The following is a 24,979-nucleotide window of genomic DNA, read 5'->3' on the forward strand; positions in this document are numbered from 1 at the left end:
CGCCGGGCAACCCCTCGCCTGACGCGATTGTCATAAATAATCCCTTTGATGCGGCGCAATAATCTGTCATAGGGGCCGTGGGCCAGGCGCCCCCAACGGTGCCCAGCCTATCTGTAAGGATAGGAGTAAAACAGATGACGATTCCCGCTAAGCCGGACGTGCGCCCTGCATGCCCGCATTTTTCTTCCGGTCCGACCGCCAAGCGTCCCGGATTTTCCCTCGACCAACTTCAGTCTGCCGCCTTCGGGCGCTCGCACCGTGCCAAGGATGCGAAAGCCAAGCTGAAAGAAGCGATCGACCGCACCAAGACAATTCTGAACCTGCCTGAGGGCTACCGCGTCGCCATCGTGCCAGCGTCCGATACCGGCGCTGTTGAGATGTGCATGTGGTCCATGCTCGGCGCGAAGCCGGTCGACATCTTTGCCTGGGAAAGCTTCGGCAAGGACTGGGTCACAGACGCCCAGAAACAGCTTAAACTCGACGATTGCGAAATTCACGTCGGCGACTATGGCGTGCTGCCAGAATTCGAAAAGGCACGCGATGATGCCGATATCGTCTTTACCTGGAACGGCACCACTTCCGGCGTCCGCGTCAATGATGACAGCTGGATCAAGCCGAACCCGGACCGCGTCGTGATCTGCGATGCGACGTCTGCCGTATTTGCGCAGGACATCCCTTTCGAGAAACTCGATGTCATCACCTATAGCTGGCAGAAAGTGCTCGGCGGAGAAGCGGCCCACGGCATGCTGATCCTCAGCCCGAACGCGGTGAAACGCCTCGAAAGCTACACGCCAGACCGGCCTCTGCCGAAAATCTTTCGCATGACCAATAATGGCAAGCTGAACGAAGCCCTGTTCGAAGGCGCAACGATCAACACGCCGTCCATGCTGGCCGTTGAAGATTATCTGAAAGCCCTCGACTGGGCCGAAGAAACGGGCGGCCTCAAGGGCCTTAAAGCGCGCTCCGACAAGAGCCTCGCCATTCTGGAAGACTGGGTCGCGAAGACCGGCTGGATCGAGTTTCTGTGCGCCGACAAGGCCACGCGCTCAAACACCGGTGTCACCTTCAAGATCACCGATCCGCGGGTCGCAAAACTCGAGACCGCTGATCAGGAAGCCTTCGTGAAGAAGATGGTCACGCTGATCGAGAAGGAAGGCGCAGGCTTTGACTTCAACTCCTATGCAAAAGCGCCTCCGGGCCTTCGCATCTGGGTCGGGTCAACCGTTGAGCCGTCGGATGTCGAGAAGCTATTGCCTTGGCTCGACTGGGCCTTCGCGACAGTTGCTGCCGAACTTTAGACCGCCAGATTTCAATTAGCCGATCATCCCCGCGAAGGCGGGGATCTCGTGCCACAAGCCTTTCCCTTTATTGCCTGAGGTCCCCGCCTTCGCGGGGACGATCGGGGTAAAACTTCAGGAAACAAACCCATGCCTAAAGTCCTTATCGCTGACGATCTCAGCCCCGCCGCCGTCGATATCTTCAAGAATCGCGGCATCGAAACCGACATCAAGGTTGGCCTCTCGAAAGACGAGCTGATCGCCATCGTTGACCAGTATGACGGCCTCGCCGTCCGCTCCGCCTGTAAACCGGATGCAGACGTCATCGCCGCGGCCACCAACCTCAAAGTCATCGGCCGCGCCGGCATCGGTGTCGACAATATCGACATCAAGGCCGCGACCGCCAAAGGCGTCGTTGTCATGAACACGCCATTCGGCAACGCTGTGACCACAGCCGAGCACGCCATCGCCATGATGTTCGCAGCGGCCCGCCAGGTCCCCGCCGCTGACGCTGGCACGCAGGCTGGCAAATGGCCGAAGAAGAACTTCGTCGGTGTTGAACTCTCCTACAAGACGCTCGGCCTGATCGGGTCCGGCAATATCGGCTCTCGCGTGGCTGAGCGGGCCAAGGGCTTGCTGATGAAGGTCGTCGCCTATGACCCGTTCCTGACTGAGGAACGCGCGATTGAGCTTGGCGTCGAGAAAGTTGACCTCGACACGCTTCTGGCGCGCGCTGACGTCATCACGCTGCACACGCCGCTGACCGATCAGACCCGCAACATCCTGTCGCGCGAAGCGCTGGAGAAGACCAAGAAGGGCGTCATCATCGTCAACTGCGCGCGCGGTGGTCTCGTCGATGAGGCCGCTGTGAAGGATCTGCTCGAAAGCGAGCATATCTACGCCGCCGCCTTCGACGTCTTCGCCGAAGAACCCGCCAAGCAGAACGCCCTGTTCGGCACAAAGAACTTCGTCGCGACGCCGCACCTTGGTGCCTCGACCGTCGAAGCGCAGGAAAACGTCGCCCTGCAGGTTGCCGAGCAGATGAGTGACTATCTCCTCTCCGGCGCGGTCACCAATGCGCTCAACATGCCTTCGGTCACGGCTGATGAAGCCCCACGTCTCAAACCCTTCATCGAACTGGCCGAAAAGCTCGGCGCGTTCGCTGGCCAGGTCTCCGACCATGGCTTTGAGGAAGTGGTCATCGAGTATGAGGGCGAGGTTGCAGAGCTGAACCGCAAGCCGATCACCGCCGCCGCCCTTGCCGGCCTGATGCGCGCCTCGCGCGGCGATGTGAACATGGTGTCGGCTCCGGCGATCCTCGCTGAAAGCGGTGTGAAACTGTCGGAAACCAAGACCGAGGAAAGCCCTGTCTATGACAGCCTGATCCGCATCAAGGTGAAGGTGCCGAAAACCGCCAATTCCGATGAAAGCGGCTGGCGCTCGATCGCCGGCACGGTGTCAGCCGGACGCCCGCGTGTTGTCGAAATCAAAGGCATGCCGCTTGAAGGCGACTTCTCGCCCATCGCACTTTACGTCAACAATATCGACAAGCCGGGCTTTATCGGCGCCCTCGGCGCCATGCTGGGCGAAGCTGGCATCAATATCGCGACCTTCCACCTCGGGCGTCAGGACGCCGGCGGCGAAGCCATTGCCCTGATCGGCATCGACAGCGAGCCACCGGTCGCGATGACAGAGAAGCTCGATGCCCTGCCACATGTCCGCTACGCGAAAGTACTCCATTTCTAGTCGGTAGCGACGCGATAAGACTTATGCCTGCGCCGGGGGCTTATCTTCGGCGCAGGTCTTTCCACCTCCTGTCACGAACGCAAATTTTCGTGACAGGAGTCGCAAATGACCAAACTCGCAATCGTCTACCATTCCGGATACGGACACACCGCCAAGGTCGCAGAGCATGTGGCCAAAGGCGCAAGGACAGTCGAAGGGGCCGAAGTCACCCTTCTCAAGGCTGATGATCTTGTGTCCCCTGATTCAGGGCCATGGGATGTCCTGCAAGACGCCGACGGCATCATTTTTGGCGCGCCGACCTATATGGGCTCCAGCTCAGCGGTGTTTCAGCAATTCGCCGAAGCCTCGTCCAAGACCTGGATGAACCAGGGGTGGCGGGACAAGATCGCGGCCGGGTTCACAAATTCGGGCTCACTTGCCGGCGACAAGCTCAATACACTCCAGCGCCTCTCCATTCTTGCCGGTCAACACGGCATGATCTGGGCCAATTACGGCGCTTTCCCCGGCTATAATACCAGCACGGCCGACTATGAGACGGCCTGGAACCGGGCCGGCCATATGATCGGGCTGGGCACACAGGCCATGACCGACCTTCCGGCTGACCAGGCACCAGACAAAGCCGATCTGGAAACCGCCGAAGACTTTGGCAAAAGGGTTGCTGACATCACCGCGCGCTGGGTGGCAGGAAAGACATAGACGCCGGAAAATCAAGGCAATGCCCCCTCAAAATGCTTGACGACAGGCCCGCCCGGTATTCTTTGGGCGGGTCATAAGCCAAATATTTGAGGGAACTCATGAAACGAATCGCAGGCCTTGCCGCACTCATCGTCGGAGCGGGTGCCCTAAGCGCGCCTGCCAGCGCGCAAATTCTCGAAGAAGCGCGCCTCGGCGTCATGCAGCACAATATCTGCGTCGCCAACTGCAAGAACGCCAATAAGGAAGATGGCCCGAACGTGGAAGCCGAACTGGTCTTCACCAGCCCGGATGTCTTCCGCTACATTCTGAGCCCTCGTCCCTATATCGTTGGCTCACTGAATACCGCAGGCGATACAAGCTTTGGCGGTTTTGGCCTTCTCTGGAACTGGGACTTCGCAGAAGGCTGGTCAGTTGAGCCAAGCCTTGGCTATGTCATCCATGACGGCGACCTCGACAGCCCCTACCCACAAGGTGACCCACGTGGCCCGGCCTATGCCGCTGACCACGTCTTCTTCGGATCGGAAGATCTGTTCCGGACAGGCCTCGCCCTGAACCGCGACATCACCGATCAGTGGGGCGTTCAGCTTCAGTATGAGCACCTCTCACACGGCCAGATCCTCGGCAATGGACGCAACCAGGGCATCGATAATCTCGGCCTGCGTGTCTACTGGCGCTTTGGCCAATAGGCTGACGTGTCGTCAGCCTTGCATTGATCCCGGATCAGACGAATCCTCCCTGTGATAAACCCACAGGGAGGAATTCATGCCGCAGAAGCATGCCATCATTATCGGAGCCGGCCTTGGAGGCCTGACGGCAGCGATCAAGCTGCAGGAAGCCGGCCACACTTTCGATCTTCTAGACCGCAACCCGAAAGTTGGCGGCACATGGTATGAGAATACCTATCCAGGCTGCGCCTGCGATGTGCCCGTTGCGCTCTACCAATTATCCTTTGCCCAAAGCATCAACTGGACGCGCGCCTTCCCACAAGGCCCGGAAATCCAAGCATATGCCGAGGAAATAACCGACCGCTATCAGCTCCGCCCCAACCTGCACCTCAGCGATGAGGCGGTGTCTGCCGTCTGGAATGAGGACGACGCCAAGTGGACCGTCAAAACCAAGAGCGGCAAGACCTATGAGGGCGACATTCTCGTCGGCGCCCTCGGCCAACTGAACCGGCCCAACTGGCCCGATATTCCGGGCCTCGAGACGTTCAAAGGCCCGAAAATGCATTCGGCCCGCTGGGATCATTCGGTCTCATGGGAGGGCAAACGCGTCGGCGTGATCGGCTCTGCGGCGAGCGCTGTGCAACTTATTCCGGAAATTGCTAAAACCGCAGCGCACCTCACCGTATTCCAGCGCACGCCCAACTGGGTCACCCCAAGACGGGACGTGCCTGTCACCCCGCAGGAACAGGCGCTGATGTTCACCGAACCCGAGGTCGCGATGGAGCTCGGCGCGCGCCAGCGCCAGCTCATCTATGACAATGCCGATCACTTTTTCTGGAAAGTCTTTGAGTGGACCGAGGAAGGCCGAGAGGCTTATACGACCATCGCGAAAAACCACCTCAATGCGCAGATCAGTGATCCTGAATTGCGCAAGAAACTCACGCCTGACTACCCGGTCGGCTGCCGGCGCATCCTGATCGCGGACGATTATTACCCCGCTCTCGAACGCGCCAATGTCGAACTGGTCACTGCCGCCCCCAAATCAATCGACGAGACGGGCGTGACCACGCCAGATGGCGAGCACCGCAAGTTCGATATTCTCATCTTCGCGACCGGCTTTGAAACGACAGGCTGGAAATGGTCGGTCGATGTCGAAGGCCTGCATGGCTCCCATCTCAACGACATCTGGGCAGATCACCCCGAAGCCTATGCCGGCATCACGGTCAGCGGCTTCCCCAATCTCTTCGTCCTTTATGGGCCGAACACGAATCTCGGCCACAACTCGATCACCTTCATGCTCGAACGGCAGGTGGAATATATGATGAAGGCGATCACCGCGCTCGATGAAGCCTCCGCCAAGGGCCTGATGCCGTCAAAATCGGCTCAGGACCGCTGGAACAAGCAGATGCAGGAAGATTTGAAAAAGACGGTCTGGGCCGATCCGGCCTGTAATTCCTGGTACAAGACCGATGATGGCCTCATCACGCAAAACTGGTCTTCGCACACACGCGATTACGCAAAGGCGGTCTCTGTCGTAAAACTTGAGGATTATGAGCTCGTCTGACAGCGATCTCATCAACTCCCCTCTTGAAATTCATCGCCAAACCCTGTCTGTGGCCAACTGGTTCGCAAGGAGCATATGGCCATGGCAGGCGTAGTCGTTGTCGGGGCCCAATGGGGCGACGAAGGCAAAGGTAAGATCGTTGACTGGCTGTCAGCGCGGGCGGATGTCGTTGTCCGTTTTCAGGGCGGCCATAATGCCGGTCACACCCTCGTAATTGATGGGCGCACCTTCAAGCTCGCCCTCCTCCCATCCGGTCTGGTTCGTGGTGGGAAGCTGTCGGTCATCGGCAATGGCGTTGTCGTTGACCCATGGCACATGCTCGAGGAAATCGACGGCATTCGCAAACAGGGCGTCGAGGTGTCTCCAGATTCGCTGATCCTCGCGGACAATGCGTCGCTGATCCTGCCCTGGCACAAGGATATCGATGCCGCACGCGAAGGCGCGCTTGGCGCGGCCCAGATCGGCACCACAAAACGCGGCATTGGCCCGGCCTATGAAGACCGTGTCGGTCGCCGCGCCATTCGCGTGGCCGATCTCGCCGATCCCGCTGCGCTGGACCTCAAGATCGAAAGGCTGCTCGCCCATCACCGCCCGCTTCGCGGCGGTCTCGGCCTGCCTGAGCCAGATGGCGAGAAACTGAAAGCCGACTTGCTGGAAATCGCCCCGCAAATCCTCGCCTATTCGAAGCCGGCATGGCGCATTCTTGATGAGCAAGTGCGGACCGGTAAGCGCGTCCTGTTTGAAGGCGCGCAAGGCGTGATGCTGGACGTTGACCACGGCACCTATCCATTCGTCACATCTTCAAACGTTGTCGCGGGCAATGCCGCCGCCGGATCAGGCGTTGGCCCGGGTGCGATTTCCTACGTCCTCGGTCTGGCCAAGGCCTATACGACACGCGTCGGCTCTGGCCCCTTCCCGACCGAGCAGGACAATGAAATCGGCCTGCGCCTTGGAACGGTGGGCAAGGAAATCGGTGTGAATACGGGCCGCACACGCCGCTGCGGCTGGTTTGACAGTGTGATGGTCCGCCAGGCCTGCGCGACATCTGGCGTCAACGGCCTTGCGCTCACCAAGCTCGATGTTCTGGATGGTTTTGACGAGATCAAGGTCTGTGTCGGCTATCGCCTCAATGGCGAAACGATCGATCACTATCCTGCAGGCCTCACAGATCAGGCCGCCGTTGAGCCGATTTACGAAACGCTGCCTGGCTGGAGCGGCTCGACGCGCGGCGCGAGAAGCTGGAATGATCTTCCGGCAGAAGCGGTGAAATATGTCCGCCGTCTGGAAGAGCTTGTCGGCAAGCCATGCGCGCTGGTTTCAACATCGCCGGAACGCGAAGATGTTATTCTGATGCGTGATCCGTTCGAAAATGCCTAGGACAGGGCGTCGATAAGGGCTTCGGTGATCAGACCCGACGTCACATTGATCAGATAAGCATCCCCATCAATGCGCACCCAGCGGTAATCTCGCGGGGCTTTTGAGAGACCGTATTTGCGGTAATCTTTCACATAGTCCCCGCGGTACTGCACGGGCATGTAATCGCCCTTGGCAAAGCGCTTCTTCGCCTGGCCCGGTGGGACGTGGCCATTCTTCTGTAAGCCTGGCGGCGGCACATCCCCCTTCGAATGGGCTGGCGGCCCGGCATGTGCGGCGCCCAGCAGGGCCATGGCTGCAACGACTGGGAGGAATAGTTTCTTCATATTCTTATCTCCTGAACTCTCAGGACAGGAACGGGAGCCTGTTCATGCTTGTTCCGGCTGGCACGCACTAGAACCGGCCAATCTCGCGATTCATGTGTCTTTCAGGCCTCTAATTACTCGCCAAAGATGTGCGCCAGCGCCACGGCACCCGCTGTGGCTACATTGATGCTGTCGAATGATGGCGACATCGGTATCCGGACCGGCGTGCATGCGTCAATAAGATCGGCCGGCAGACCCGGCCCTTCCGCCCCCAAAAGGATGGCGGTCTTCCCCTTGCGCTTCATTTTATAGAGAGACTTTGCCGACGCCTGCGGGGTCATCGCCCAGATGTCGAACCCCGCCGACTTGAGCGCCTCCACATGCTCTGCCCCTGTTCCCGAATGGCTGAAAGGCATCCAGAGCGCGCTCCCTGCCGAGACCCTGATCGATTTGCGATAGAGCGGGTCGCAGCTCGCCCCATCCAGAAGAACGCCGCCGACCCCAAATGCCGCCGCGTTCCGGAACGCGGCCCCGACATTATCATGGTTCGAAATGCCGTTCAGCACGAGAATGGTTTCAGCAGACAGCAACGCCTCAATAGAAAGCGGCGCACCTTTGCGCGCGCAGGCCAGAACACCGCGATGGATTGGAAAGCCTGCAACTTCATCCATGACGCTCTGCGGCGCGACATAGATCGGCACGTTACCGGGAACGCTTGCGAGAAGATCAGCCAGCGGCTCCAGTCGCGACTCACCGAGAAACAGGCTCTCGATCTCGAAGCGCGAGCGCGCCAACAGGATGTCCAGCGTCACTTTCCCTTCGACAATAAACCGGCCATCGGCCCGCCCCGTCAGGTCGCGCTCACGGATTGACGTGTAGGGCGCAATGCGGGGATCGGCTGCGGAGCTGATTTCGGTTGCGTTGATCTTCACGCCTGTTCTATCCAGAGTTGGAGGGCTTCGGGAGGCGGCATGTCAGATCATAAGAACAGTGAACCAGCGGGTCGAGAGGACTTTGCGCCCTACGAGACGCGACCGCGCAAAAAACGCATAGGTCTCTGGATCGGTCTAGGCATTGCGGGTGTCGTCATATTGCTGCTCGGCACGTGCGGATGGACGTTCGCCGGCCTCTGGAAAGACACTCTGGAGCGCCAGGACGCAACACAGGTCTTCATCGCGCAAGTCTACGAAACCGGCCTGCCGCCGGCAGGGGACCCAATCTATCATCCGCAATTTGCAGCAACCCAGCAGCAGATCGACGAAGTCTCTACTTTCGCAGACTCATTCGGAGCCCCCATAGAAACCGGTGCCACAAGCTGTACGACGACCGTCAGCGCAAATAGTGACGCGCTTCAGAGCGGCAAACGCTCCGAATGCGCCACCCCAATGCAATTTAAAGGCACCGGAGGCCAGATCGCCGTCATCTGGAAGATGGACGGCGACACTTGGAAGGTTTTCCACGTCGGCTTCAATTACGAGAATATCGCCGCCGCTAACCCGGCGTCGCCGGCAGAGACGGAAATGCGCCCCGAAGATAGTCAGGGACAGGCCAGCCCGGACTAGGCCGAGCTGTAAGATCTAGGCGCCCGCCGGAAGCCCCTGCTCTTTTGCCATCCGCTTCATCGCTTTCTGAATCTTCTCGAAAGCACGCACCTCGATCTGACGGATGCGCTCGCGGCTGACATTGTAGACTTCCGACAGCTCTTCGAGCGTTTTCGGTTCGTCGGTCAGGCGGCGTTCCTGCAGGATATGCTGCTCACGCTCTGAAAGGTCAGCCATGGCTTCCTGAAGAAGCGTCATCCGGCTATCGAATTCCTGGCGGTTGGCATAGTTCTCGGCCTGGCCCGGCTCATCATCGGTGAGCCAGTCCTGCCACTCCATGTCGCCTTCGGTGCCCATCGGCGCATTCAGCGACGCGTCCGAGCCGCTCATTCGGCCATTCATGCTGAGAACGTCTTTCTCAGGCACGTTGAGGCGGGTCGCAATTTCGGTCACTTGATCGGGCTTCAGATCACCGGCTTCAAGCGCGTTAATCTCACCCTTGATGCGGCGAAGATTGAAGAACAGCTTCTTCTGCGCGGCCGTGGTGCCGAGCTTCACAAGGCTCCATGAGCGCAGGATATATTCCTGGATCGCCGCGCGGATCCACCACATCGCATAGGTTGCGAGGCGGAAGCCCTTATCGGGGTCAAACTTCTTGACGGCCTGCATCAGGCCGACATTGCCTTCGGAAATCACCTCAGCCATTGGCAGGCCATAGCCGCGATAGCCCATGGCGATCTTCGCCACGAGACGCAGGTGCGAGGTCACCATCTGCTCAGCGGCGTCCGTGTCCTCATGCTCCTGCCAGCGCTTGGCGAGCATGAATTCCTGCTTTTTTTCAAGCATCGGGAATTTGCGGATCTCTGTGAGGTAGCGGCTCATGCCCTGCTCAGGGCTCAACGCGACCGATGTCTTTACAGCCATAGGCTTATTTCTCCGTATCTACAGGTACTGACCCTTGAAACAGGCATCAGTTCCGTATCGGTTATGGAGAAAGCTTGTAGCCCCGAATTTCGGCAGCGTCTTTCCCCCTAATGCGCATTTGCGATATCGCGCCATCGCATAAATGGGGTTTCATCTGTGTTTAGAAAAGAGGGACAGGACGTCAAAAACGCCTGTTTGACCCAAAAAACCCCGGATGCGGGGGAAGCATCCGGGGTCTGTCAGCGCCAAATTTTGGAGGGCTATTTGCCCTTGGGCTTGCCAGGGGCTGAAGGCTTGCCCGGTTTGGCTGCTGGTTTGACGGCTGGTTTCGATGCAGGTTTTGCAGTTTGCGATTTCATCGCTTTGCTCTCGGACGGGCAGTGTCGTTTGTGCCCGCAAACGTCGAAGCGCCATGCTCCGGCATCCTTAAAATATGTCGTGTTCAGACGCCGCGCAATTCCCGCTCAGGTGAATATTTTGTTAGTCGGCCACCGACAGGCAAAACACCTGCGTCGAGGAAGCGCAGATGCCCCTGCATGACAATTGCGCTCAGACGGCGTAAGTGGGGAAGACGATGCAGGAGAAGTTTCCGAATGGCCAATATCCTCACAATTGGGTTCTATATCGCGCTCGCCGTTCTGGTGGTCATCCTTGTGCTGGGCATCGCAAACCTGGCCCGTACAGATGATGCGCAAGCCAGCCGGTCCAACAAATTGATGCGCCTTCGGGTTCTTGTTCAGGCCATAGCGATCGCTCTTCTCTGTGCGCTTGGATTTGCTGTAGGGGCCTTCAGCTAGGCCCGATCAAACTGGAGGGCCGCCCGATGGTTAAACTCGATAAAATCTATACCCGGACCGGCGATGACGGCCAGACCCGCCTCTCGACCGGAGAGAAGGTCGCCAAATGGAGTGAGCGGGTCACGGCCTATGGCAGCGTCGATGAGGTGAATGCAGCGCTTGGGGTCGCCAGCCTGCACGCCGAAGGCGACATGGCCGCCGCCATCAAGCGGATACAGAATGATCTGTTCGACCTTGGCGCTGATCTTGCGACGCCTGACCGCGGCAAAAAGCTTGCCTGGGAGCCGCTGCGGGTCTCGCCCGCCCAGACAGCGCGCCTGGAAACAGAGATCGACACGCTGAACGCGGAGATCGCGCCGCTCGATAGCTTCATTCTACCCGGCGGTTCAGAGCTTGCGGCACATCTGCATGTCGCGCGCACAATCTGCCGCCGCGCGGAACGGGACGTCGCGCGCCTCGCCAGCATTGACGACGAAGCGGTCAGTGAGGCCGCGCTCAGCTACGTGAACCGCCTGTCGGACTGGCTGTTTGTCGCCGCCCGCGCCGCCAACGAGAATGGCAAGTCGGACATCAAATGGGTGCCCGGCGCCAATCGGTAGGAATTGAGATGTCGACTCCACCGCACAAACGTTTCCTTGGCAAATGGGTCCTCGACCCTGCGAGCTGCAAATACGAACAAGGCGAAGCTCCCGTCAGCGGGACCTACGTCATTTCGGAAAGCGGAGATGACCTCGCCTTTCAAATGAGCTGGACAGACAGATCAGGGCAGGACCACGACGCCCACTTCCAGGGCAAGCCTGACGGCATCGCCACCCCCTTCAATGCGCCCGGCCTGGCTGATAGTTTCTCTATCGACATGCCGACCCCATCCGAGCTCAACTCATCAGCCTCGCTGAACGGCGCACTCACCATGCGCGCAACGCGAACACTTATCGATGACGACACAATGCGGATTGTGCAGACCGTCTTTCTCCCCGATGGCACACAGCCGTCGAACCGATCAGTCTATTATCGCGATTGAATCAGATTGTCTGAGTAGCAGGCGCCCGCTCAGCTCGATGTCGGAGGCATCATGTCCCGATCGACAAAATTCGTATCCGCAAGCGCGGCGACATAGGACCTGCGCAGCTTCTTCAGGATTGGCGCCATCTGTTTCCACTCCTCCGACGTCAATGTCGAAGCAATACTGTTCAGATCAGGCGACACAGACGCATCACACTCCTGTTTGACCGCAACACCAAGCTCCGTAAGCTCAACATGTTTCGCCCGGCGGTCAGTCGTGGATGGCACAATTTTCACGAGCTGCTTGCGTTCGAGTTTACGCACGGTCGATGACATTGTTGGCTGAGACACGTGCATCAGATCTGCAATCTGCGTGATCTTCATGGGGCGCTCAGCAGATTGCATGACGAACAGCACAGCGTATTGCGCCACAGTCATCTCTCTCGGGAGAAGACCCGTCATCATGCAGGCGCCAAGATGAGATATCCGCCCGATCTCTATCAGCGCCGCATGGGCCACGGCATCGTGAAGAAACCAGGCTTTCTTAGTATCTCCATCTGCTGGCATGAATGGTGAACCTAACTCTTTAAGACAGTTTGATCTAAGGCAAAACAGATAGATCCAAGAGTAAATTTTGAAACATTCGCAATAAAGAAAACCAAATCCAGTTGGGTGACAACTTCGCCGCTGTACTTGGAATATACCCCTGGTTGTTCGCGTCAATCTTTGCGGCAATCGCGGCGGGGCGAAGAAGTTTCACACGCTTTTCAGGCTTGAGATTTGCGCGCCACGCGTGCATCTATCGCCGCATGACCGATACACCGCCAGACAGACTTAGCCTCGATCCGCGAAGCCCCTTCTATGACGAGGCCCTCATCGCGCGGGGCGTCGGCGTCCGCTACAAGGATCAGGAGCGGACAAACGTCGTTGAGTACTGTTTGTCCGAAGGCTGGATCAAGGTGGTCGCCGGAAAGGCGCTCGATCGGAAAGGCCAACCCTTGACGCTGACGCTGAAAGGCCCTGTCGAAGTCTGGTTCGAAGACGTCGAAAGCTAGGTTTTTCAAGGGGACTGGCGCGCTGGCGACAGCGACGAAATGACCTTTGACCCGCCGACACGCTTGATTGTTACAGGTTGCTTCTCTAGTTCATCATCAGTCTTCTGAATTGCAACTATGGGAGCTAGCCTATGAAGGTGCTCGTACCCGTCAAACGGGTCATTGATTACAACGTCAAAGTTCGCGTCAAATCTGACCAGAGCGGCGTTGATCTCGCTAACGTCAAGATGTCCATGAACCCGTTCGACGAAATCTCCGTCGAAGAAGCGGTGCGCCTGAAAGAAAAAGGCCCCGTTGAGGAAGTCATCGTCGTCTCCGTCGGGCCGCAACAGGCGCAGGAAACCCTCCGCACCGCGCTCGCCATGGGCGCTGACCGCGGCATCCTCGTCAAAACCGACGATACGGTTGAGCCTCTGGCGGTCGCCAAGATCCTCAAGGGCATTGTCGAGGCCGAAGGCCCCGATCTCGTCATCCTCGGCAAGCAAGCCATTGATGACGACTCCAACCAGACCGGTCAGATGCTGGCCGCGCTGCTTGACTGGCCACAGGCAACTTTCGCCTCCGAAGTCGTGCTGGAAGCTGGCAAAGCCACCGTCACGCGCGAAATCGATGGCGGTCTGCAAACGCTCTCGCTTCAGACGCCGGCAATTGTCACGACTGACCTTCGCCTCAACGAGCCACGCTATGCGTCGCTTCCAAACATCATGAAGGCAAAGAAAAAGCCGATTGATGAGAAGGCCCCTGGCGATTTTGGCGTCGACACCACACCGCGCCTCAGCGTTGTGAAAGTGACCGAGCCACCGGTTCGCGAAGCTGGTGAAAAGGTCGAGGACGTCGCCACGCTCGTCTCCAAACTTAAATCGAAGGGAGCAATCTAATGGCTGTTCTCGTAATTGCTGACCACGACAACTCCACGCTGACCGACGCCACCCACAAGACGGTGACGGCTGCTGCCGCTTTCGGCGGTGACATCGACGTGATCGTCGCGGGCAAGGATGCAGGCGCTGTCGCAGACGCGGCCGCCAAGATCGACGGTGTCCGCAAGGTTCTGCTGGCTGAAGGCGATGCTTATGAAAAGCAACTCGCTGAAGCCATGGAAGCTCTGATCGTCCCGCTGATGGACGGCTATGACGCGCTCTTCTCGCCTGCCACCACGATGGGCAAGAACGTTACCCCACGCATCGCGGCCAAGCTCGACGTCATGCAGATCTCCGACATCACCGGCATTGAAGGCACCGACACGTTCGAGCGCCCGATCTATGCTGGTAATGCGATCATGACGGTCAAATCGTCCGACGCAAAGAAAGTCGTCACCGTTCGCGGCACGGCCTTTGATGCGGCTGGCGAAGGTGGCTCGGCTTCGGTTGAAAAGATCGACGCGCCAGCTGGCCCGTTCAAATCAGAGTTCGTCGAAGAGAAGATCGTCCAGTCGGACCGTCCAGAGCTCACCTCCGCCAAGACCATCGTGTCTGGTGGCCGTGCCCTCGGCTCGAAGGAAGAGTTTGACCGCCTGATGATCCCACTGGCTGACAAGCTCGGTGCTGGTATCGGTGCCTCGCGCGCCGCTGTCGACGCAGGCTATGCGCCGAACGACTATCAGGTCGGCCAGACCGGCAAGATCGTCGCACCAGAACTATACATCGCGATCGGTATCTCGGGCGCCATCCAGCACCTTGCTGGCATGAAGGACTCCAAGATCATCGTCGCGATCAACAAGGACGAAGAAGCGCCAATCTTCCAGGTCGCCGATTACGGCCTGGTCGCTGACCTCTTCAACGCTGTGCCTGAGCTAACCGAAGCTCTCTAGGCCAGCGCCAGATCGATAAAATCGAAAAGCCCCGGGTCCATGGCCTGGGGCTTTTTTTAGTCCATGGCCTCCAGCTCACTCATGACATCCTGCATGAGCGGCCCGATCTCGGTGTTGAGCACCAGATGGGCATAAGGGTCGAGATCGGTCGGCTCGCGGTTGACGATCACCAGGCGCGCACCGGCCCGCACAGCCATGACCGGAATACCGGCCGCTGGATAAACGACGAGCGATGAGCCGAGCACGATACAGAGGTCGGAGGTCTCCGCCTCTGCCGTGGCGCGCTCCATCTTGTCTTCCGGCATCGGCTGGCCAAACGAGATCGTGGCGGTTTTCAACAAGCCCGCACAATTAACGCAAATGATCTCCTCATCAGCCTCCCAAGGCGCGCGAAGCTCCTCCAGCTCGTGTCGCATCCCGCAGTCGAGGCATTTGGCGTAGGACGCATTGCCGTGGAGTTCGATGACCTTGTCATCCGGCACACCGGATTCCTGGTGCAGATTGTCGACATTCTGCGTGACGACAGAGGTCACCTTTCCGCGCTTTACGAGATCCGCAATGGCGTAGTGGCCCGAATTCGGGGACGCGCCGACCCAGCCCGCCGAGCGATTGAACACGCGCGCCCAGGCTTCACGGCGCTTGTCGCGTGAGGCAACGAAGTCCTGATAGTAAATCGGCTGCATCTTGCTCCAGACGCCGCCAGGGCTGCGGAAATCGGGAATACCGCTTTCCGTTGATATGCCGGCGCCGGTGAAGACGAGCACGCGGTCAGCATTATGAATGAGCCGCGCGAGTTTTTGTGCATCTGTCATGAGAGCAGCCTACACAAAGCCTAGAACAGCATCCAGATACCCATTGCGACCATCATAACATTTTCCGTAAGCGAAACAAAGCCGAGCGGCACGTTGGAATTGCCCCCAACGCACGCACATTTCAGCTCCCTCTTGTCGATATAGACCGCCTTGATGACAGACACCGCGCCAATACCACCGATAATGATCGCAATCGGGGAGGCCAGCCAGATCAGCACGCCGGAGATCATCAAGATGCCCGCCAGTGCCTCTGCGAAAGGATAGACGAACGCGTATCGCGTATAACGCTGCGCCAGAAGGTCATATCCCAGAAACTGGTTCTGGAAGGCGCCGAGATCCTGCAGCTTCTGGATCGCGAGAATACACATCGAAACGGCGATGAACCATTGCAGCGCCCGGGCCGTGAAGATCGTACCATAGGCGGCAAAACTCATGGCGAGCGCCATCAGGAAGGCCGTCGCGAAGATCGCGATGACCGGCTGGTAGCTGGTCTCGTCCTTCTTGTCGTCAGGAACCGATTTTCCAAAATAGCGCAGCAGATCGTCATGCCCGCCAATCCGCTGACCATTGATCCAGGTCTGCGGCGTGGTCTCGACGCCATGCCGGGCCTTAAAAGCGTCGGTTTCCTCACGTGTGGTGAGGTGATTGTCCTCAATCTCGAACCCTTCACGCTTCAGAAGATCGCGGGATTTCAGACCGAACGGACAGATATGTTTGTCCATCACCATCCGGTACAGCACCGCCTTGTTCGGGCCGCTGCGGTCAGCCGGAGAGCTCATCGCGTCGATACTTTGGGTGTGTTCATTTGAGTCCATCATACTTCAACAGGATTAAGGGACGGATGTTCCGACACGCAAGCATCCAGGCTCGCAAATGTAATTTAGCTGGGCTTTTGCACGGCTCGTAACTCGCAGAATTCCCGCTCCAACTTGTTGAAACGCTTCAATATACCTGTGCCCTGGACGCCACAAAGAAATGCTGGCGAGACTCTCAATCTGCTGACAGGGGTTGATCTTTGCCGCGCCGCACAATCACTCTGCAAAAATTACGTTTCGGACAGCATGTCGCCTGATCGGAGAGCGCTATGGGTAAAGTAAGCACAGTAGGCGTGGTCGGCGCCGGCCAGATGGGCAACGGGATCGCACATGTCTGCGCGCTCGCGGGCTATGACGTTCATCTCAATGACATTTCGGACGAGGCCCTCAGCAAGGGCATCCAGACCATCGAAGCGAACATGACGCGCCAGGTGGCCAGAAACCTTATCACACCTGATGAGATGTCCGCCGCCATAGCGCGCATCAAGCCCAACACGTCGCTCGGCGCGTTCAACAGTGTGGATCTGGCGATCGAGGCGGCGACCGAAAAACGCGAGATCAAGGAAAGCATTTTCAAGTCGGTGTGCGATGCCGTCCCGGCAAACGCCTTTCTCGCAACGAACACCTCCTCGATCTCGATTACGCGCCTCGCCGCAACGACCGATCGCCCTGAAAAGTTCATCGGCCTTCACTTCATGAACCCCGTGCCGCTGATGAAGCTGATGGAGGTCATCCGCGGCCTCGCGACAGATCAGCAGACCTATGAAATGGCGCTCGGCTTTGCAGACCGTCTTGGCAAGACAACGACCAATGCCGAAGACTATCCAGCCTTCATCGTGAACCGCGTTCTGGTCCCGATGATCAACGAGGCCGTCTATGCGCTTTATGAAGGTGTCGGCACGGTCGAAAGCATCGATACCGCGATGAAGCTCGGCGCGAACCATCCGATGGGGCCGCTGGAGCTGGCGGACTTCATTGGCCTCGATACCTGCCTCTCCATCATGCAGGTTCTGCATGACGGACTCGCCGATACCAAATACCGCCCTTGCCCGCTTCTTGTGAAATATGTCGAAGCCGGTTGGGTCGGCCGCAAGGCCAAGCGCGGCTTCTACGACTATCGCGGCGACGCGCCCGTCCCGACGCGCTAGGCTATATTTCGACTGTCCTGATCAGTTCGATCACTGCCAGAATAACCGTATTCACCGCAACGGCGGCGAGGATCATGCCCATGATCCGGCTGACCAATGCGGCGCCCGTCATCCGAATGACCTTGAGGATCGGCGTTGCCGCCAGCATCAGGATCAGGGCGGCGAACATCACCAGCAGCATGATCCCTGCCGTCACGGCCTGCTGCTCAATGCTGAACCGATTATTGTCCGTCAGCACGACGATGGCGAGAATGGCGCCGGGCGATGCGAGCGACGGCATGGCCAGAGGAAAGATCGCAACAGAGCCTTCTGCCTTTGTGCGCGTATAGCCTTCCGCTTCGGTCTCGGGTTTGGAATCGCCAAAGATCATCGTCAGCGCGAACAATAAAAGCACGATACCGCCAGCGATCTGAAACGCGGGCAGGCTGATCCCGAGCGCATTGATCAGGAATTGCCCCCCGATCAGAAACAAGAGCAGCACCAGGGTCGCCGCGACCGTCGCCTGTATCGCAATTTTCCATCGTTTCTCGGTAGCGACCGACGCGGTCACCGCAATAAACACCGGAATTGTGCCAATGGGGTCGATGACGACCCAGAGAAGTATGAATTGCTCAAGCAGATTATGGCTCATCCGGAGGGGTGCGCCCTTTGTCGATTTAATTGTGGCAGAGACCGGTCACATCGGCGCGCAGCGGCAATTTACAAGCATCGCGCGCTGCGAAACCTGTATATGCCACTGCTATGCCAGCGCGCTGAGACCTTTGCGCAACACATCCGGCTGGAGCGCCTCGATTTCTGCGTCGATGGCCGCGTGCTCACTTTTCCAGATGGGCACGGCTTGCAGGAGAAGCTCATGGCCAGCATCCGTCAGCTTCAACAGCCGGCTTCGTTTATCGGCCGGGTTCTGGATAATTTTGACGAGCCCGCGCCGCACGAGCGGCTTCAGATTTGCGGTCAGCGTGGTGCGATCCATGGCCAGAAGTTCGGCCACCGGTCCGAGCGGCGGCGGCGCGGGCCGGTTCAGCGCCATCAACAGTGAATACTGGCCACTCGTGATCCCCAGATGCCGAAACGCCTCATCAAATCGGCGCGCCAGCGCACGCGCCGCCCGCTGCGCTGCGAGGCACAGGCAATGATCCCTCACATGGATCGTCGTTTCGTATGGAATCTGATTCGCCATTGACTCTGTCATTTATGTTGATATCAACCTTTCCAGTCAAGAACAGCCAGCAGAGCCGCCCGTGCCCATCAAACCGAATTCCGATATCGAACTCTTCGTCTTCGACTGGGTGCCGGAAATGGCGCGCGGCTATGTCCGCGACCTTCGGCCCCGCTGGGCGATGGAAGAAGCTGGCATTGCCTACCGGACCACAGCTGTGAGCGTGGGCGCGAAGGGCGACTACCTATCCTTGCAGCCTTTCGGCCAGGTTCCGGCGATGAAGGAAGGCGAACTCCGCATCTTCGAGACCGGCGCCATGCTGCTACATCTTGGGCGCAAGAGCGAAATTCTGATGCCGACCGATGCGCAAGGCTGCGCCTCGACCGAAAGCTGGCTCTTCGCCGCCTTGAACAGCGTAGAGCCGCACGCTTTCGAACTTTTTTTCGTGCATGTCATGGAAGCCGATCAGGAGTGGGCGAAACTTCGCAGGCCAAGTCTCCACGATATGGTGAAGCGACGCTTGGCCCCGCTCGCTGACGCGCTCGGGCAGAAAGACTATTTCGTTGGCCCGTTCACTGTCGCCGACATCGCCATGGCGACCGTCCTTCGGGAAATTAACGGCCATATTCCACTGACAGAATTTCCGGTGCTCGACGCCTATCTCAAACGCTGCCTCGCCCGCCCCGCCTTCAAACGCGCGCTTGACGCGCAGTATGCCGACTTCACCGGCGAAGCCCCCGCCCAATTCGCCACGGCCTGACCGCCCAGCTTGACCGCAAGATAAGGACTGCCCCCATGAGCTATATCGAAGGCTTCATCCTTGCCGTGCCGGAGGAGAACAAGCAGGCTTTCATCGACCATGCGAGCGCCGCTTTCCCGCTCTTTGAGGAATTCGGCGTGACGCGCCATGTCGAATGCTGGGAAGATCAGGTTGAGGACGGAAAGGTCACCGACATGCGCCGCGCCGTCAAAGCCAAACCGGGCGAAAAAATCGTCTTCTCCTGGCTGGAATATCCTTCCAAAGCCGTTCGCGATAGCGCGTTCGAGAAGATGATGAGCGATCCTAGAATGGAAAATATGCCTGCCATGCCGTTCGACGGCCAGCGCATGGTATATGGCGGCTTTGAAGCCATTTCGGACATCGGCGCCGGTCAAAAGGATTGCTACGTAAGTGGCTCTGTCTTTGCCGTGCCGACTGCCAACAAGGCCGAATTCACAGCGTTCGCGAAGAAGATGGCGGCGATATTCAAAGAGTACGGCGCTGTTCGCCTGATGGATGCATGGGGCACCGATGTGCCTAGGGGCAAGGTGACCGACTTTCAGGGCGCCGTGCAGGCAAAGGATGACGAAACGGTCTCGTTCGGCTGGGTCGAGTGGCCATCGAAAGCCGCCAATGATGAGGCCTGGCCTAAAATCATGGCTGATCCGCGCATGGCCGAAATCACGATGCCGGCAGATGGAAGCCGCATGATCTTTGGCGGGTTCACACCGGTTGTGAATCTCTTCTCAAAGACAAATGCTAAAACCTAGCTCCGCCAGCGCAGCGTCACCGGCTTGATCGGGTTTTCAAATGGGCGGTCTTCGGTTCTGGCGCCCGCCCATTCCTTTTTCAGCGTGCGGTACCATTTGGCCTGAACGTCGATATCGTCGATCCAGATCATCGCCTTCTGATACTTCATGCCCTCATTCTGCAAATCGACAATATCGCCGTCCTGACGAAGGAATTTGCGCGCGGCCGGCTTGAAAATCGGGATCGCCAGATTGAGCAGCGGCGCCCCGGTAAACCAGGTCACCTGCGTGATCTTGGTCTTCTTCTTGTAGACCGGCGTCAGGCAGGTCAGCGTCAGCAGCCGCGCCTTCTCATTCTCGACAATTTCCCAGCGATAGCCGGGCAGCTGGAAGATGATCTCGGTCGTCACCTTGCCGCCGAAGACGGCCTTATAGGCGAGCGAATTGGAGGATGGCTGATGCCGATCGATGGCCCAGCCCCGGTCACGCGGGACAAATGGCTTTTCTTTCAGCTTCAGGCCCACGCTTGGTGGGCGCCACCACCATTGCGAATGCACGAAGGCGACGTGCGCCGGGTCCATCAGCCCGACCACTGCATCATCCATATGCGCGTTGAACGCTTCTTCGATCACAAATTTCGGCTTGTCCGGCAGCGCGCCAAAGTCTGGGGGCGGCACATCCGGCTCGCCATCGAATTTCGGATCATGCGCGATGAAGACGAAGATCAGCCCGTTCTTCTCGGCCACCGGATAGCGGCGAACCTTGAAGCGGCTCGCCTCATAAGGCTGCTCATCCAGAACAGACGGCATATGCCGACAGACGCCATCGGTCCCGAAGCGCCACCCATGATAAGGGCACTCCACCGTCGGCTCACCATTGGTGTCGACCTGTTTGCCCGCCGATAGCGGCACCAAACGGTGCGGACACACATCGCGCAGCGCAAACGCCTCGCCAGCCTCTGTGCGCCCCACCACAATCGGCTGATCCAGCATGATGACATGCTTCAACCCGCCGGGTTTCAGCTCTTTCGACGTGCACGCCAGATACCAGCTATCGGTCAGCCAGCCTTCCGGCGTGATGCCGGGCTGGGTTTCGACAGTCTTGTCTATGAGGGTCTGCGTGTCGGCCATGAAATGCTTCTATACCTCAAGACAGGTTACACAAAGCCTGCAAACACCCGTATTGACAGCAAGTCCTCGCGCTACTGCGGCCGCGACAGCCCCCACCTCAATCCGGCAAGCACGAACGACAGCAAGAGAGCGGGAGGCAGTACGAGCCAGATGATTATGCGCAGCGCATGTCCAACCATTTCGCGGTCAACAATACTGAAAATGTAGTAATGAAGCGTCGTCATGAGAGCGACCGCATACGCCAGCACAAGGGCGCTGACGACTGCAGTTGACCAAAAGCTTCCCGCGAATCCACCACGTCTCTTGTCAATCAACGGCACCACTGCGGCGACGACGTACAGCGACATCAACATGATACCACCGGACCAGCTCGGGACCAGCAGATGAACCCCTATCAGGCCAATGGTGTAAGCCGTAACAAACTTGGCGATTGATTTCATTTTCGCGTCCAGATCATCAGTCTTCCTGATAGATGCGTGAATAATCTTCGAACGGGGTGTCTTCCAACGCATCAGAGATAACAGATTTTGCCTGATCGACGTCGACCACGAAACAGATCGCTTCCATTGTGCCTGATCCGATACTGCCGCCGTCGCAGTAGCCAAGCCCCGTCCAGCCAAGCGTTTCGTTGAGCAAATCTTCCAGCTCATGACGCTTCTCAACATCGTCTTCAGTACCGTCGCCATCAATAGCGTACTCGACGAGCAGCACCGAATGGTCCGAGACGTCCAACTCGCCATATCCCGCCTGTCTCGGCACGGACAGCAGGCCGTCGACCTGCTTCTCCAGTGACCCGAAGAACTTCACGCGATGTGTGCGGGTCTGACCTTTCTCGCCGAGCTGGCCCCAATGCTCAACAAGGCGGCGGTTCTGCGGCTCGGCCCAAACCTCATGATAGGCAGAGACCGTGCCGTCTTGCTCGCGCTTGTAGAGTTTGAACATGGGACCGCAATCCGCTTTCTGGCCCAGGGCCGCGCCTGCCCAACAAATACGCACATAGCCGCTTTCCGCAAGCCTTCGCGACCGCTATATGGCGGCCATGACACCTCGTGACAAAATCCGCAATTTTTCCATCGTGGCGCATATCGACCACGGCAAGTCCACGCTCGCTGACCGGCTGATTCAGTTCACCGGCGGGCTGACAGACCGTGAGATGCGCGAACAAGTCCTCGATTCCATGGATATCGAGCAGGAACGCGGCATTACGATCAAGGCGCAGACCGTGCGCCTCAACTACACCGCCAAGGATGGCGAGACCTATGTCCTGAACCTGATGGACACGCCCGGCCATGTCGACTTCTCCTATGAAGTCAGCCGCTGTCTCGCTGCCTGCGAAGGCTCCCTGCTGGTCGTTGACGCCTCTCAGGGCGTTGAGGCGCAGACCCTCGCCAACGTCTATCAGGCGATCGATCAGAACCATGAGATCGTCCCCGTCCTCAACAAGATTGACCTGCCCGCCGCCGAGCCGGACCGCGTGAAAGAGCAGATCGAGGACATTATCGGCCTCGACGCCTCCGACGCGATCATGACGTCGGCGAAGAACAATATCGGCATTGAGGACGTCCTCGAAGCCATCGTCACCCGCCTTCCCGCGCCCCAGACCGGCGACGCGACCAAGCCGCTCAAGGCTTCGCTGATCGACGCCTATTACGACCCCTATCTCGGCGTCGTGGTTATCGTCCGCATCGTCGACGGCGTGCTGAAGAAGAAACAGAAAATCCGCATGATGCGCACCAAGTCGACCTATGATGTCGACAAGGTCGGCATTTTCGGCCCCAAACCAACCGACGTTGATGAACTTGGGCCGGGCGAAGTTGGCTTCCTCGTCGCCTCGATCAAGGAAGTTGGCGACACAGCGGTCGGCGACACGATCACCGATGAGCGCAACCAGACCGACGCCCCGCTTCCAGGCTATAAGGAAGTCGTGCCGATGGTCTTCTGCGGGCTTTTCCCCGTCGATGCAGGCGATTTTGACGATCTGCGCGCGGCGATGGGCAAGCTCCGCCTCAACGATGCGAGCTTTACCTGGGAGATGGAAACATCTGCCGCGCTCGGCATGGGCTTTCGCTGCGGCTTCCTTGGCCTCTTGCACCTCGAAATCATCCAGGAGCGCCTCAGCCGTGAGTTCGACCTCGACCTCATCGCAACCGCGCCCTCCGTGGTCTATGAGATGACGATGACCGACGGCTCGGAAACTGAGCTTCACAACCCGGCTGACATGCCGGACGTGGTCAAGATCTCCGAAATCCGCGAACCGTGGATCAGCTCGACCATCTATACGCCCGACGAATATCTCGGCGGCATCCTGAAACTCTGTCAGGACCGGCGCGGCATCCAGAAAGAGCTGTCCTATGTCGGCGGCCGGGCGATGGTGAAATACGAATTGCCGCTCAACGAAGTCGTGTTTGACTTCTATGACCGTCTGAAATCCATCTCGAAGGGCTATGCGAGCTTCGATTATGAGATCATCGGCCACCGCGCCGAAGACCTTGTGAAGATGTCGATCCTCGTCAATGACGAGCCGGTCGATGCCCTCGCCATGCTGGTCCACCGCGACCGCGCCGAAGGCCGGGGCCGTCAGATGTGTGAACGCCTGAAAGACCTCATCCCCCGCCAGATGTTCAAGATCCCGGTCCAGGCCGCGATCGGCGGACGCGTCATCGCCCGCGAAACCATCTCGGCCCTCCGCAAGGACGTGACCGCCAAATGCTATGGCGGCGACGCGACCCGCAAGAAGAAGCTGCTCGAAAAGCAGAAAGCCGGCAAACAGCGCATGCGCCAGTTCGGCAAGGTCGAAATCCCGCAGGAAGCCTTTGTCGCGGCGCTAAGGATGGACGGGGACTAGGCACGGGCGATGTGGCTTTTCTTAGGTGGCGTTTCCCTAATTGTTTTAAAGTGGATAACCGCATTCATTCTACGTCTAATTTTCGGTCGAATAGCAATGCAATACGTTGCCATTAAGCTGGGGCATCAGGCGCTAAGGCTTTGGAAAGACCACGATTGGAGCGGAAGCTGGGAAATTAGCTGGGTGGCTGTCACGGATGTAGGAAAATCTGAGAACGTTGGCCGAGGTGAAGTTTTCAAATTCTTTAATAGTGTCGCTATCGTTTCAACTCCGATAAGTGGGGAAACATCTGAAATATATAGATTTGTCGGGCGCTTAAGCCGAAATGGCACAATTCTTTCAGGGCATTGGACGGACCACAAGAGAAATAACAAAGGTTATCATGGCACCTTTCAGATCCGTCGATCAGAAAAGGGTCGTTCCGCAGTGGGTCAATGGCTTGGATTCTCTCAAAACGGAAACTTGATTAGAACTGGCGAACTCAAATGGCAGAAGCTTGACCCACAAGAAGAAGCTACTTGAAAAGTAAAAAAGCCGGCAAACAGCGTATGCGCCAGTTCGGCAAGGTCGAAATCCCGCAGGAAGCGTTTGTTGCGGCGCTCCGGATGGATGGGGACTAGGCTTTTAAAGGCCTATTCAAAACACCCGCCTCCGTCCGCGCTCCTGAGTTGGCCGAAGGACGCTCCCCCTGCGGGCTTTCCAGCGTCAGCATTAGACCCGCATGGTGAGCGAAGTCGAACCACAGGGTCGCTGGCACAACGCCAGCCCAATTGAGGCCCTGTTAAAGCCTGCTCGCTAGAGATGGCGG

30 protein-coding genes and 1 pseudogene are annotated in these 24,979 nt (G+C 58.3%); 20 read left to right on the top strand and 11 right to left on the bottom strand.

The window, feature by feature from the left end:
* Positions 1-134 precede the first annotated feature (134 nt).
* From B8783_RS13260 to B8783_RS13285, 6 genes are all read left to right on the top strand, one after another.
* On the top strand, positions 135-1,298 hold the full coding sequence (locus B8783_RS13260) for a phosphoserine transaminase (RefSeq protein ID WP_084420581.1): 1,164 nt from the start codon (positions 135-137) through the stop codon (positions 1,296-1,298).
* A 129-nt stretch (positions 1,299-1,427) separates the two neighbouring features.
* Complete coding sequence (gene serA / locus B8783_RS13265; protein WP_084420582.1) at positions 1,428-3,023, top strand: phosphoglycerate dehydrogenase; 1,596 nt, start codon at positions 1,428-1,430, stop codon at positions 3,021-3,023.
* A 105-nt stretch (positions 3,024-3,128) separates the two neighbouring features.
* Positions 3,129-3,719, top strand: coding sequence for a flavodoxin family protein (locus B8783_RS13270; RefSeq protein WP_084420583.1), 591 nt, complete (start codon positions 3,129-3,131; stop codon positions 3,717-3,719).
* 98 nt (positions 3,720-3,817) lie between these two features.
* Positions 3,818-4,405: an acyloxyacyl hydrolase gene (locus B8783_RS13275; protein ID WP_084420584.1), complete on the top strand. Its 588-nt coding sequence runs from the start codon at positions 3,818-3,820 to the stop codon at positions 4,403-4,405.
* A 76-nt stretch (positions 4,406-4,481) separates the two neighbouring features.
* Positions 4,482-5,948, top strand: a complete 1,467-nt coding sequence (locus tag B8783_RS13280; RefSeq protein WP_084420585.1) for a flavin-containing monooxygenase — start codon at positions 4,482-4,484, stop codon at positions 5,946-5,948.
* Positions 5,949-6,029: 81 nt separating this feature from the next.
* Positions 6,030-7,325, top strand: a complete 1,296-nt coding sequence (locus B8783_RS13285; protein WP_084422101.1) for an adenylosuccinate synthase — start codon at positions 6,030-6,032, stop codon at positions 7,323-7,325.
* Here the strand turns inward: B8783_RS13285 and B8783_RS13290 are convergent.
* Both B8783_RS13290 and B8783_RS13295 read right to left on the bottom strand, forming a co-directional pair.
* Positions 7,322-7,648, bottom strand: a complete 327-nt coding sequence (locus B8783_RS13290) for an RcnB family protein (RefSeq protein WP_084420586.1) — start codon at positions 7,646-7,648, stop codon at positions 7,322-7,324. The two genes, B8783_RS13285 and B8783_RS13290, sit on opposite strands and share 4 nt — an antisense overlap.
* Before the next feature lie 113 nt (positions 7,649-7,761).
* On the bottom strand, positions 7,762-8,559 hold the full coding sequence (locus B8783_RS13295) for a TrmH family RNA methyltransferase (RefSeq protein WP_233355790.1): 798 nt from the start codon (positions 8,557-8,559) through the stop codon (positions 7,762-7,764).
* Positions 8,560-8,598: 39 nt separating this feature from the next.
* On the opposite strand from B8783_RS13295, the gene B8783_RS13300 reads away from it, so the two are divergent.
* Positions 8,599-9,189 (top strand): hypothetical protein, encoded by a 591-nt coding sequence (locus tag B8783_RS13300; protein ID WP_084420587.1) that lies wholly within the window; start codon positions 8,599-8,601, stop codon positions 9,187-9,189.
* A gap of 15 nt (positions 9,190-9,204) precedes the next feature.
* Here the strand turns inward: B8783_RS13300 and rpoH are convergent, their stop codons facing one another.
* Positions 9,205-10,092 (bottom strand): RNA polymerase sigma factor RpoH, encoded by an 888-nt coding sequence (rpoH, locus tag B8783_RS13305; RefSeq protein WP_084420588.1) that lies wholly within the window; start codon positions 10,090-10,092, stop codon positions 9,205-9,207.
* Between the two features lie 156 nt (positions 10,093-10,248).
* Here rpoH and B8783_RS18640 point away from each other — a divergent pair, with 156 nt between their 5' ends.
* Genes B8783_RS18640 through B8783_RS13320 form a run of 4 tightly spaced genes read left to right on the top strand, consistent with a single transcriptional unit; the run spans position 10,249 to position 11,910 of the window.
* Entirely contained in the window at positions 10,249-10,632 is a 384-nt protein-coding gene (locus B8783_RS18640; RefSeq protein WP_233355791.1) for a hypothetical protein, read from the top strand.
* Positions 10,633-10,685: 53 nt separating this feature from the next.
* Positions 10,686-10,889: a twin transmembrane helix small protein gene (locus B8783_RS13310; RefSeq protein ID WP_084420589.1), complete on the top strand. Its 204-nt coding sequence runs from the start codon at positions 10,686-10,688 to the stop codon at positions 10,887-10,889.
* A 26-nt stretch (positions 10,890-10,915) separates the two neighbouring features.
* Positions 10,916-11,488, top strand: coding sequence for a cob(I)yrinic acid a,c-diamide adenosyltransferase (locus tag B8783_RS13315; RefSeq protein WP_084420590.1), 573 nt, complete (start codon positions 10,916-10,918; stop codon positions 11,486-11,488).
* Between the two features lie 8 nt (positions 11,489-11,496).
* Positions 11,497-11,910, top strand: a complete 414-nt coding sequence (locus B8783_RS13320; protein WP_084420591.1) for a hypothetical protein — start codon at positions 11,497-11,499, stop codon at positions 11,908-11,910.
* A 29-nt stretch (positions 11,911-11,939) separates the two neighbouring features.
* On the opposite strand, the gene B8783_RS13325 is transcribed toward B8783_RS13320, so the two are convergent.
* Positions 11,940-12,458: a MarR family winged helix-turn-helix transcriptional regulator gene (locus B8783_RS13325; RefSeq protein WP_084420592.1), complete on the bottom strand. Its 519-nt coding sequence runs from the start codon at positions 12,456-12,458 to the stop codon at positions 11,940-11,942.
* Positions 12,459-12,700: 242 nt separating this feature from the next.
* Here B8783_RS13325 and B8783_RS13330 point away from each other — a divergent pair, with 242 nt between their 5' ends.
* From B8783_RS13330 to B8783_RS13340, 3 genes are all read left to right on the top strand, one after another.
* Positions 12,701-12,946: a DUF3297 family protein gene (locus B8783_RS13330; protein WP_084420593.1), complete on the top strand. Its 246-nt coding sequence runs from the start codon at positions 12,701-12,703 to the stop codon at positions 12,944-12,946.
* A 131-nt stretch (positions 12,947-13,077) separates the two neighbouring features.
* Complete coding sequence (locus B8783_RS13335; RefSeq protein WP_084420594.1) at positions 13,078-13,824, top strand: electron transfer flavoprotein subunit beta/FixA family protein; 747 nt, start codon at positions 13,078-13,080, stop codon at positions 13,822-13,824.
* Positions 13,824-14,753, top strand: coding sequence for an electron transfer flavoprotein subunit alpha/FixB family protein (locus B8783_RS13340; protein ID WP_084420595.1), 930 nt, complete (start codon positions 13,824-13,826; stop codon positions 14,751-14,753). The genes B8783_RS13335 and B8783_RS13340 overlap by 1 nt, the downstream gene beginning before the upstream one ends.
* Positions 14,754-14,809: 56 nt before the next feature.
* Here B8783_RS13340 and B8783_RS13345 read toward each other — a convergent pair whose 3' ends face one another.
* Both B8783_RS13345 and B8783_RS13350 read right to left on the bottom strand, forming a co-directional pair.
* Positions 14,810-15,565, bottom strand: a complete 756-nt coding sequence (locus tag B8783_RS13345; RefSeq protein ID WP_084420596.1) for an SIR2 family NAD-dependent protein deacylase — start codon at positions 15,563-15,565, stop codon at positions 14,810-14,812.
* A 20-nt stretch (positions 15,566-15,585) separates the two neighbouring features.
* Positions 15,586-16,344 (bottom strand): MauE/DoxX family redox-associated membrane protein, encoded by a 759-nt coding sequence (locus B8783_RS13350; protein WP_084422103.1) that lies wholly within the window; start codon positions 16,342-16,344, stop codon positions 15,586-15,588.
* A gap of 305 nt (positions 16,345-16,649) precedes the next feature.
* Between B8783_RS13350 and B8783_RS13355 the strand changes: the two genes are divergently transcribed.
* A complete protein-coding gene (locus B8783_RS13355; protein WP_084420597.1) occupies positions 16,650-17,528 on the top strand; it encodes a 3-hydroxybutyryl-CoA dehydrogenase in 879 nt (292 codons plus the stop codon).
* Between the two features lies 1 nt (position 17,529).
* Here the strand turns inward: B8783_RS13355 and B8783_RS13360 are convergent, their stop codons facing one another.
* A complete protein-coding gene (locus B8783_RS13360) occupies positions 17,530-18,159 on the bottom strand; it encodes a MarC family protein (RefSeq protein WP_084420598.1) in 630 nt (209 codons plus the stop codon).
* Between the two features lie 108 nt (positions 18,160-18,267).
* A complete protein-coding gene (locus B8783_RS13365; protein WP_084422104.1) occupies positions 18,268-18,708 on the bottom strand; it encodes a MarR family winged helix-turn-helix transcriptional regulator in 441 nt (146 codons plus the stop codon).
* Positions 18,709-18,769: 61 nt separating this feature from the next.
* On the opposite strand from B8783_RS13365, the gene B8783_RS13370 reads away from it, so the two are divergent.
* Both B8783_RS13370 and B8783_RS13375 read left to right on the top strand, forming a co-directional pair.
* A complete protein-coding gene (locus B8783_RS13370) occupies positions 18,770-19,447 on the top strand; it encodes a glutathione S-transferase family protein (RefSeq protein ID WP_084420599.1) in 678 nt (225 codons plus the stop codon).
* Between the two features lie 35 nt (positions 19,448-19,482).
* Positions 19,483-20,217, top strand: coding sequence for a DUF1428 domain-containing protein (locus B8783_RS13375; protein WP_084420600.1), 735 nt, complete (start codon positions 19,483-19,485; stop codon positions 20,215-20,217).
* Here B8783_RS13375 and B8783_RS13380 read toward each other — a convergent pair.
* The 3 genes from B8783_RS13380 to B8783_RS13390 form a co-directional block, all read right to left on the bottom strand.
* Complete coding sequence (locus B8783_RS13380; protein WP_084420601.1) at positions 20,214-21,326, bottom strand: aromatic ring-hydroxylating oxygenase subunit alpha; 1,113 nt, start codon at positions 21,324-21,326, stop codon at positions 20,214-20,216. The genes B8783_RS13375 and B8783_RS13380 overlap by 4 nt on opposite strands.
* A gap of 71 nt (positions 21,327-21,397) precedes the next feature.
* Entirely contained in the window at positions 21,398-21,766 is a 369-nt protein-coding gene (locus tag B8783_RS13385) for a hypothetical protein (RefSeq protein ID WP_084420602.1), read from the bottom strand.
* A gap of 16 nt (positions 21,767-21,782) precedes the next feature.
* Positions 21,783-22,268 (bottom strand): hypothetical protein, encoded by a 486-nt coding sequence (locus B8783_RS13390; RefSeq protein ID WP_084420603.1) that lies wholly within the window; start codon positions 22,266-22,268, stop codon positions 21,783-21,785.
* Positions 22,269-22,365: 97 nt separating this feature from the next.
* On the opposite strand from B8783_RS13390, the gene lepA reads away from it, so the two are divergent.
* The 3 genes and pseudogenes from lepA to B8783_RS13400 all read left to right on the top strand — a co-directional run.
* Positions 22,366-24,171 carry a translation elongation factor 4 gene (gene lepA / locus B8783_RS13395; protein WP_084422105.1) on the top strand — a complete coding sequence of 602 codons (1,806 nt, stop codon included), beginning with the start codon at positions 22,366-22,368 and terminating at the stop codon, positions 24,169-24,171.
* A gap of 9 nt (positions 24,172-24,180) precedes the next feature.
* Positions 24,181-24,693, top strand: a complete 513-nt coding sequence (locus tag B8783_RS18380; RefSeq protein ID WP_139792368.1) for a hypothetical protein — start codon at positions 24,181-24,183, stop codon at positions 24,691-24,693.
* Positions 24,671-24,791 (top strand): annotated as a pseudogene (locus B8783_RS13400) (hypothetical protein); the annotation flags it as partial. The gene B8783_RS18380 and the pseudogene B8783_RS13400, both read left to right, overlap by 23 nt.
* Positions 24,792-24,979: the final 188 nt, after the last annotated feature.

It is taken from the genome of Henriciella litoralis, assembly GCF_002088935.1.
Taxonomy (GTDB): domain Bacteria; phylum Pseudomonadota; class Alphaproteobacteria; order Caulobacterales; family Hyphomonadaceae; genus Henriciella; species Henriciella litoralis.

What these genes read in the sequence shown, in the direction of transcription:
- B8783_RS13300 (WP_084420587.1), top strand. Translation starts at nt 8,599, where the DNA reads ATGTCAGATCATAAGAACAGTGAACCAGCGGGTCGAGAGGACTTTGCG.
- B8783_RS13270 (WP_084420583.1), top strand. Translation starts at nt 3,129, where the DNA reads ATGACCAAACTCGCAATCGTCTACCATTCCGGATACGGACACACCGCC.
- B8783_RS13355 (WP_084420597.1), top strand. Translation starts at nt 16,650, where the DNA reads ATGGGTAAAGTAAGCACAGTAGGCGTGGTCGGCGCCGGCCAGATGGGC.
- B8783_RS13325 (WP_084420592.1), bottom strand. Translation starts at nt 12,458, where the DNA reads ATGCCAGCAGATGGAGATACTAAGAAAGCCTGGTTTCTTCACGATGCC.
- B8783_RS13345 (WP_084420596.1), bottom strand. Translation starts at nt 15,565, where the DNA reads ATGACAGATGCACAAAAACTCGCGCGGCTCATTCATAATGCTGACCGC.
- rpoH (WP_084420588.1), bottom strand. Translation starts at nt 10,092, where the DNA reads ATGGCTGTAAAGACATCGGTCGCGTTGAGCCCTGAGCAGGGCATGAGC.
- B8783_RS13365 (WP_084422104.1), bottom strand. Translation starts at nt 18,708, where the DNA reads ATGGCGAATCAGATTCCATACGAAACGACGATCCATGTGAGGGATCAT.
- B8783_RS13320 (WP_084420591.1), top strand. Translation starts at nt 11,497, where the DNA reads ATGTCGACTCCACCGCACAAACGTTTCCTTGGCAAATGGGTCCTCGAC.
- B8783_RS13315 (WP_084420590.1), top strand. Translation starts at nt 10,916, where the DNA reads ATGGTTAAACTCGATAAAATCTATACCCGGACCGGCGATGACGGCCAG.
- B8783_RS13340 (WP_084420595.1), top strand. Translation starts at nt 13,824, where the DNA reads ATGGCTGTTCTCGTAATTGCTGACCACGACAACTCCACGCTGACCGAC.
- B8783_RS13360 (WP_084420598.1), bottom strand. Translation starts at nt 18,159, where the DNA reads ATGAGCCATAATCTGCTTGAGCAATTCATACTTCTCTGGGTCGTCATC.
- B8783_RS13310 (WP_084420589.1), top strand. Translation starts at nt 10,686, where the DNA reads ATGGCCAATATCCTCACAATTGGGTTCTATATCGCGCTCGCCGTTCTG.
- B8783_RS13335 (WP_084420594.1), top strand. Translation starts at nt 13,078, where the DNA reads ATGAAGGTGCTCGTACCCGTCAAACGGGTCATTGATTACAACGTCAAA.
- B8783_RS13260 (WP_084420581.1), top strand. Translation starts at nt 135, where the DNA reads ATGACGATTCCCGCTAAGCCGGACGTGCGCCCTGCATGCCCGCATTTT.
- B8783_RS13390 (WP_084420603.1), bottom strand. Translation starts at nt 22,268, where the DNA reads ATGTTCAAACTCTACAAGCGCGAGCAAGACGGCACGGTCTCTGCCTAT.
- B8783_RS13280 (WP_084420585.1), top strand. Translation starts at nt 4,482, where the DNA reads ATGCCGCAGAAGCATGCCATCATTATCGGAGCCGGCCTTGGAGGCCTG.
- B8783_RS13330 (WP_084420593.1), top strand. Translation starts at nt 12,701, where the DNA reads ATGACCGATACACCGCCAGACAGACTTAGCCTCGATCCGCGAAGCCCC.
- B8783_RS18380 (WP_139792368.1), top strand. Translation starts at nt 24,181, where the DNA reads ATGTGGCTTTTCTTAGGTGGCGTTTCCCTAATTGTTTTAAAGTGGATA.
- B8783_RS13350 (WP_084422103.1), bottom strand. Translation starts at nt 16,344, where the DNA reads ATGAGCTCTCCGGCTGACCGCAGCGGCCCGAACAAGGCGGTGCTGTAC.
- B8783_RS13385 (WP_084420602.1), bottom strand. Translation starts at nt 21,766, where the DNA reads ATGAAATCAATCGCCAAGTTTGTTACGGCTTACACCATTGGCCTGATA.
- B8783_RS13290 (WP_084420586.1), bottom strand. Translation starts at nt 7,648, where the DNA reads ATGAAGAAACTATTCCTCCCAGTCGTTGCAGCCATGGCCCTGCTGGGC.
- B8783_RS13380 (WP_084420601.1), bottom strand. Translation starts at nt 21,326, where the DNA reads ATGGCCGACACGCAGACCCTCATAGACAAGACTGTCGAAACCCAGCCC.
- B8783_RS13275 (WP_084420584.1), top strand. Translation starts at nt 3,818, where the DNA reads ATGAAACGAATCGCAGGCCTTGCCGCACTCATCGTCGGAGCGGGTGCC.
- B8783_RS13375 (WP_084420600.1), top strand. Translation starts at nt 19,483, where the DNA reads ATGAGCTATATCGAAGGCTTCATCCTTGCCGTGCCGGAGGAGAACAAG.
- B8783_RS13285 (WP_084422101.1), top strand. Translation starts at nt 6,030, where the DNA reads ATGGCAGGCGTAGTCGTTGTCGGGGCCCAATGGGGCGACGAAGGCAAA.
- lepA (WP_084422105.1), top strand. Translation starts at nt 22,366, where the DNA reads ATGACACCTCGTGACAAAATCCGCAATTTTTCCATCGTGGCGCATATC.
- serA (WP_084420582.1), top strand. Translation starts at nt 1,428, where the DNA reads ATGCCTAAAGTCCTTATCGCTGACGATCTCAGCCCCGCCGCCGTCGAT.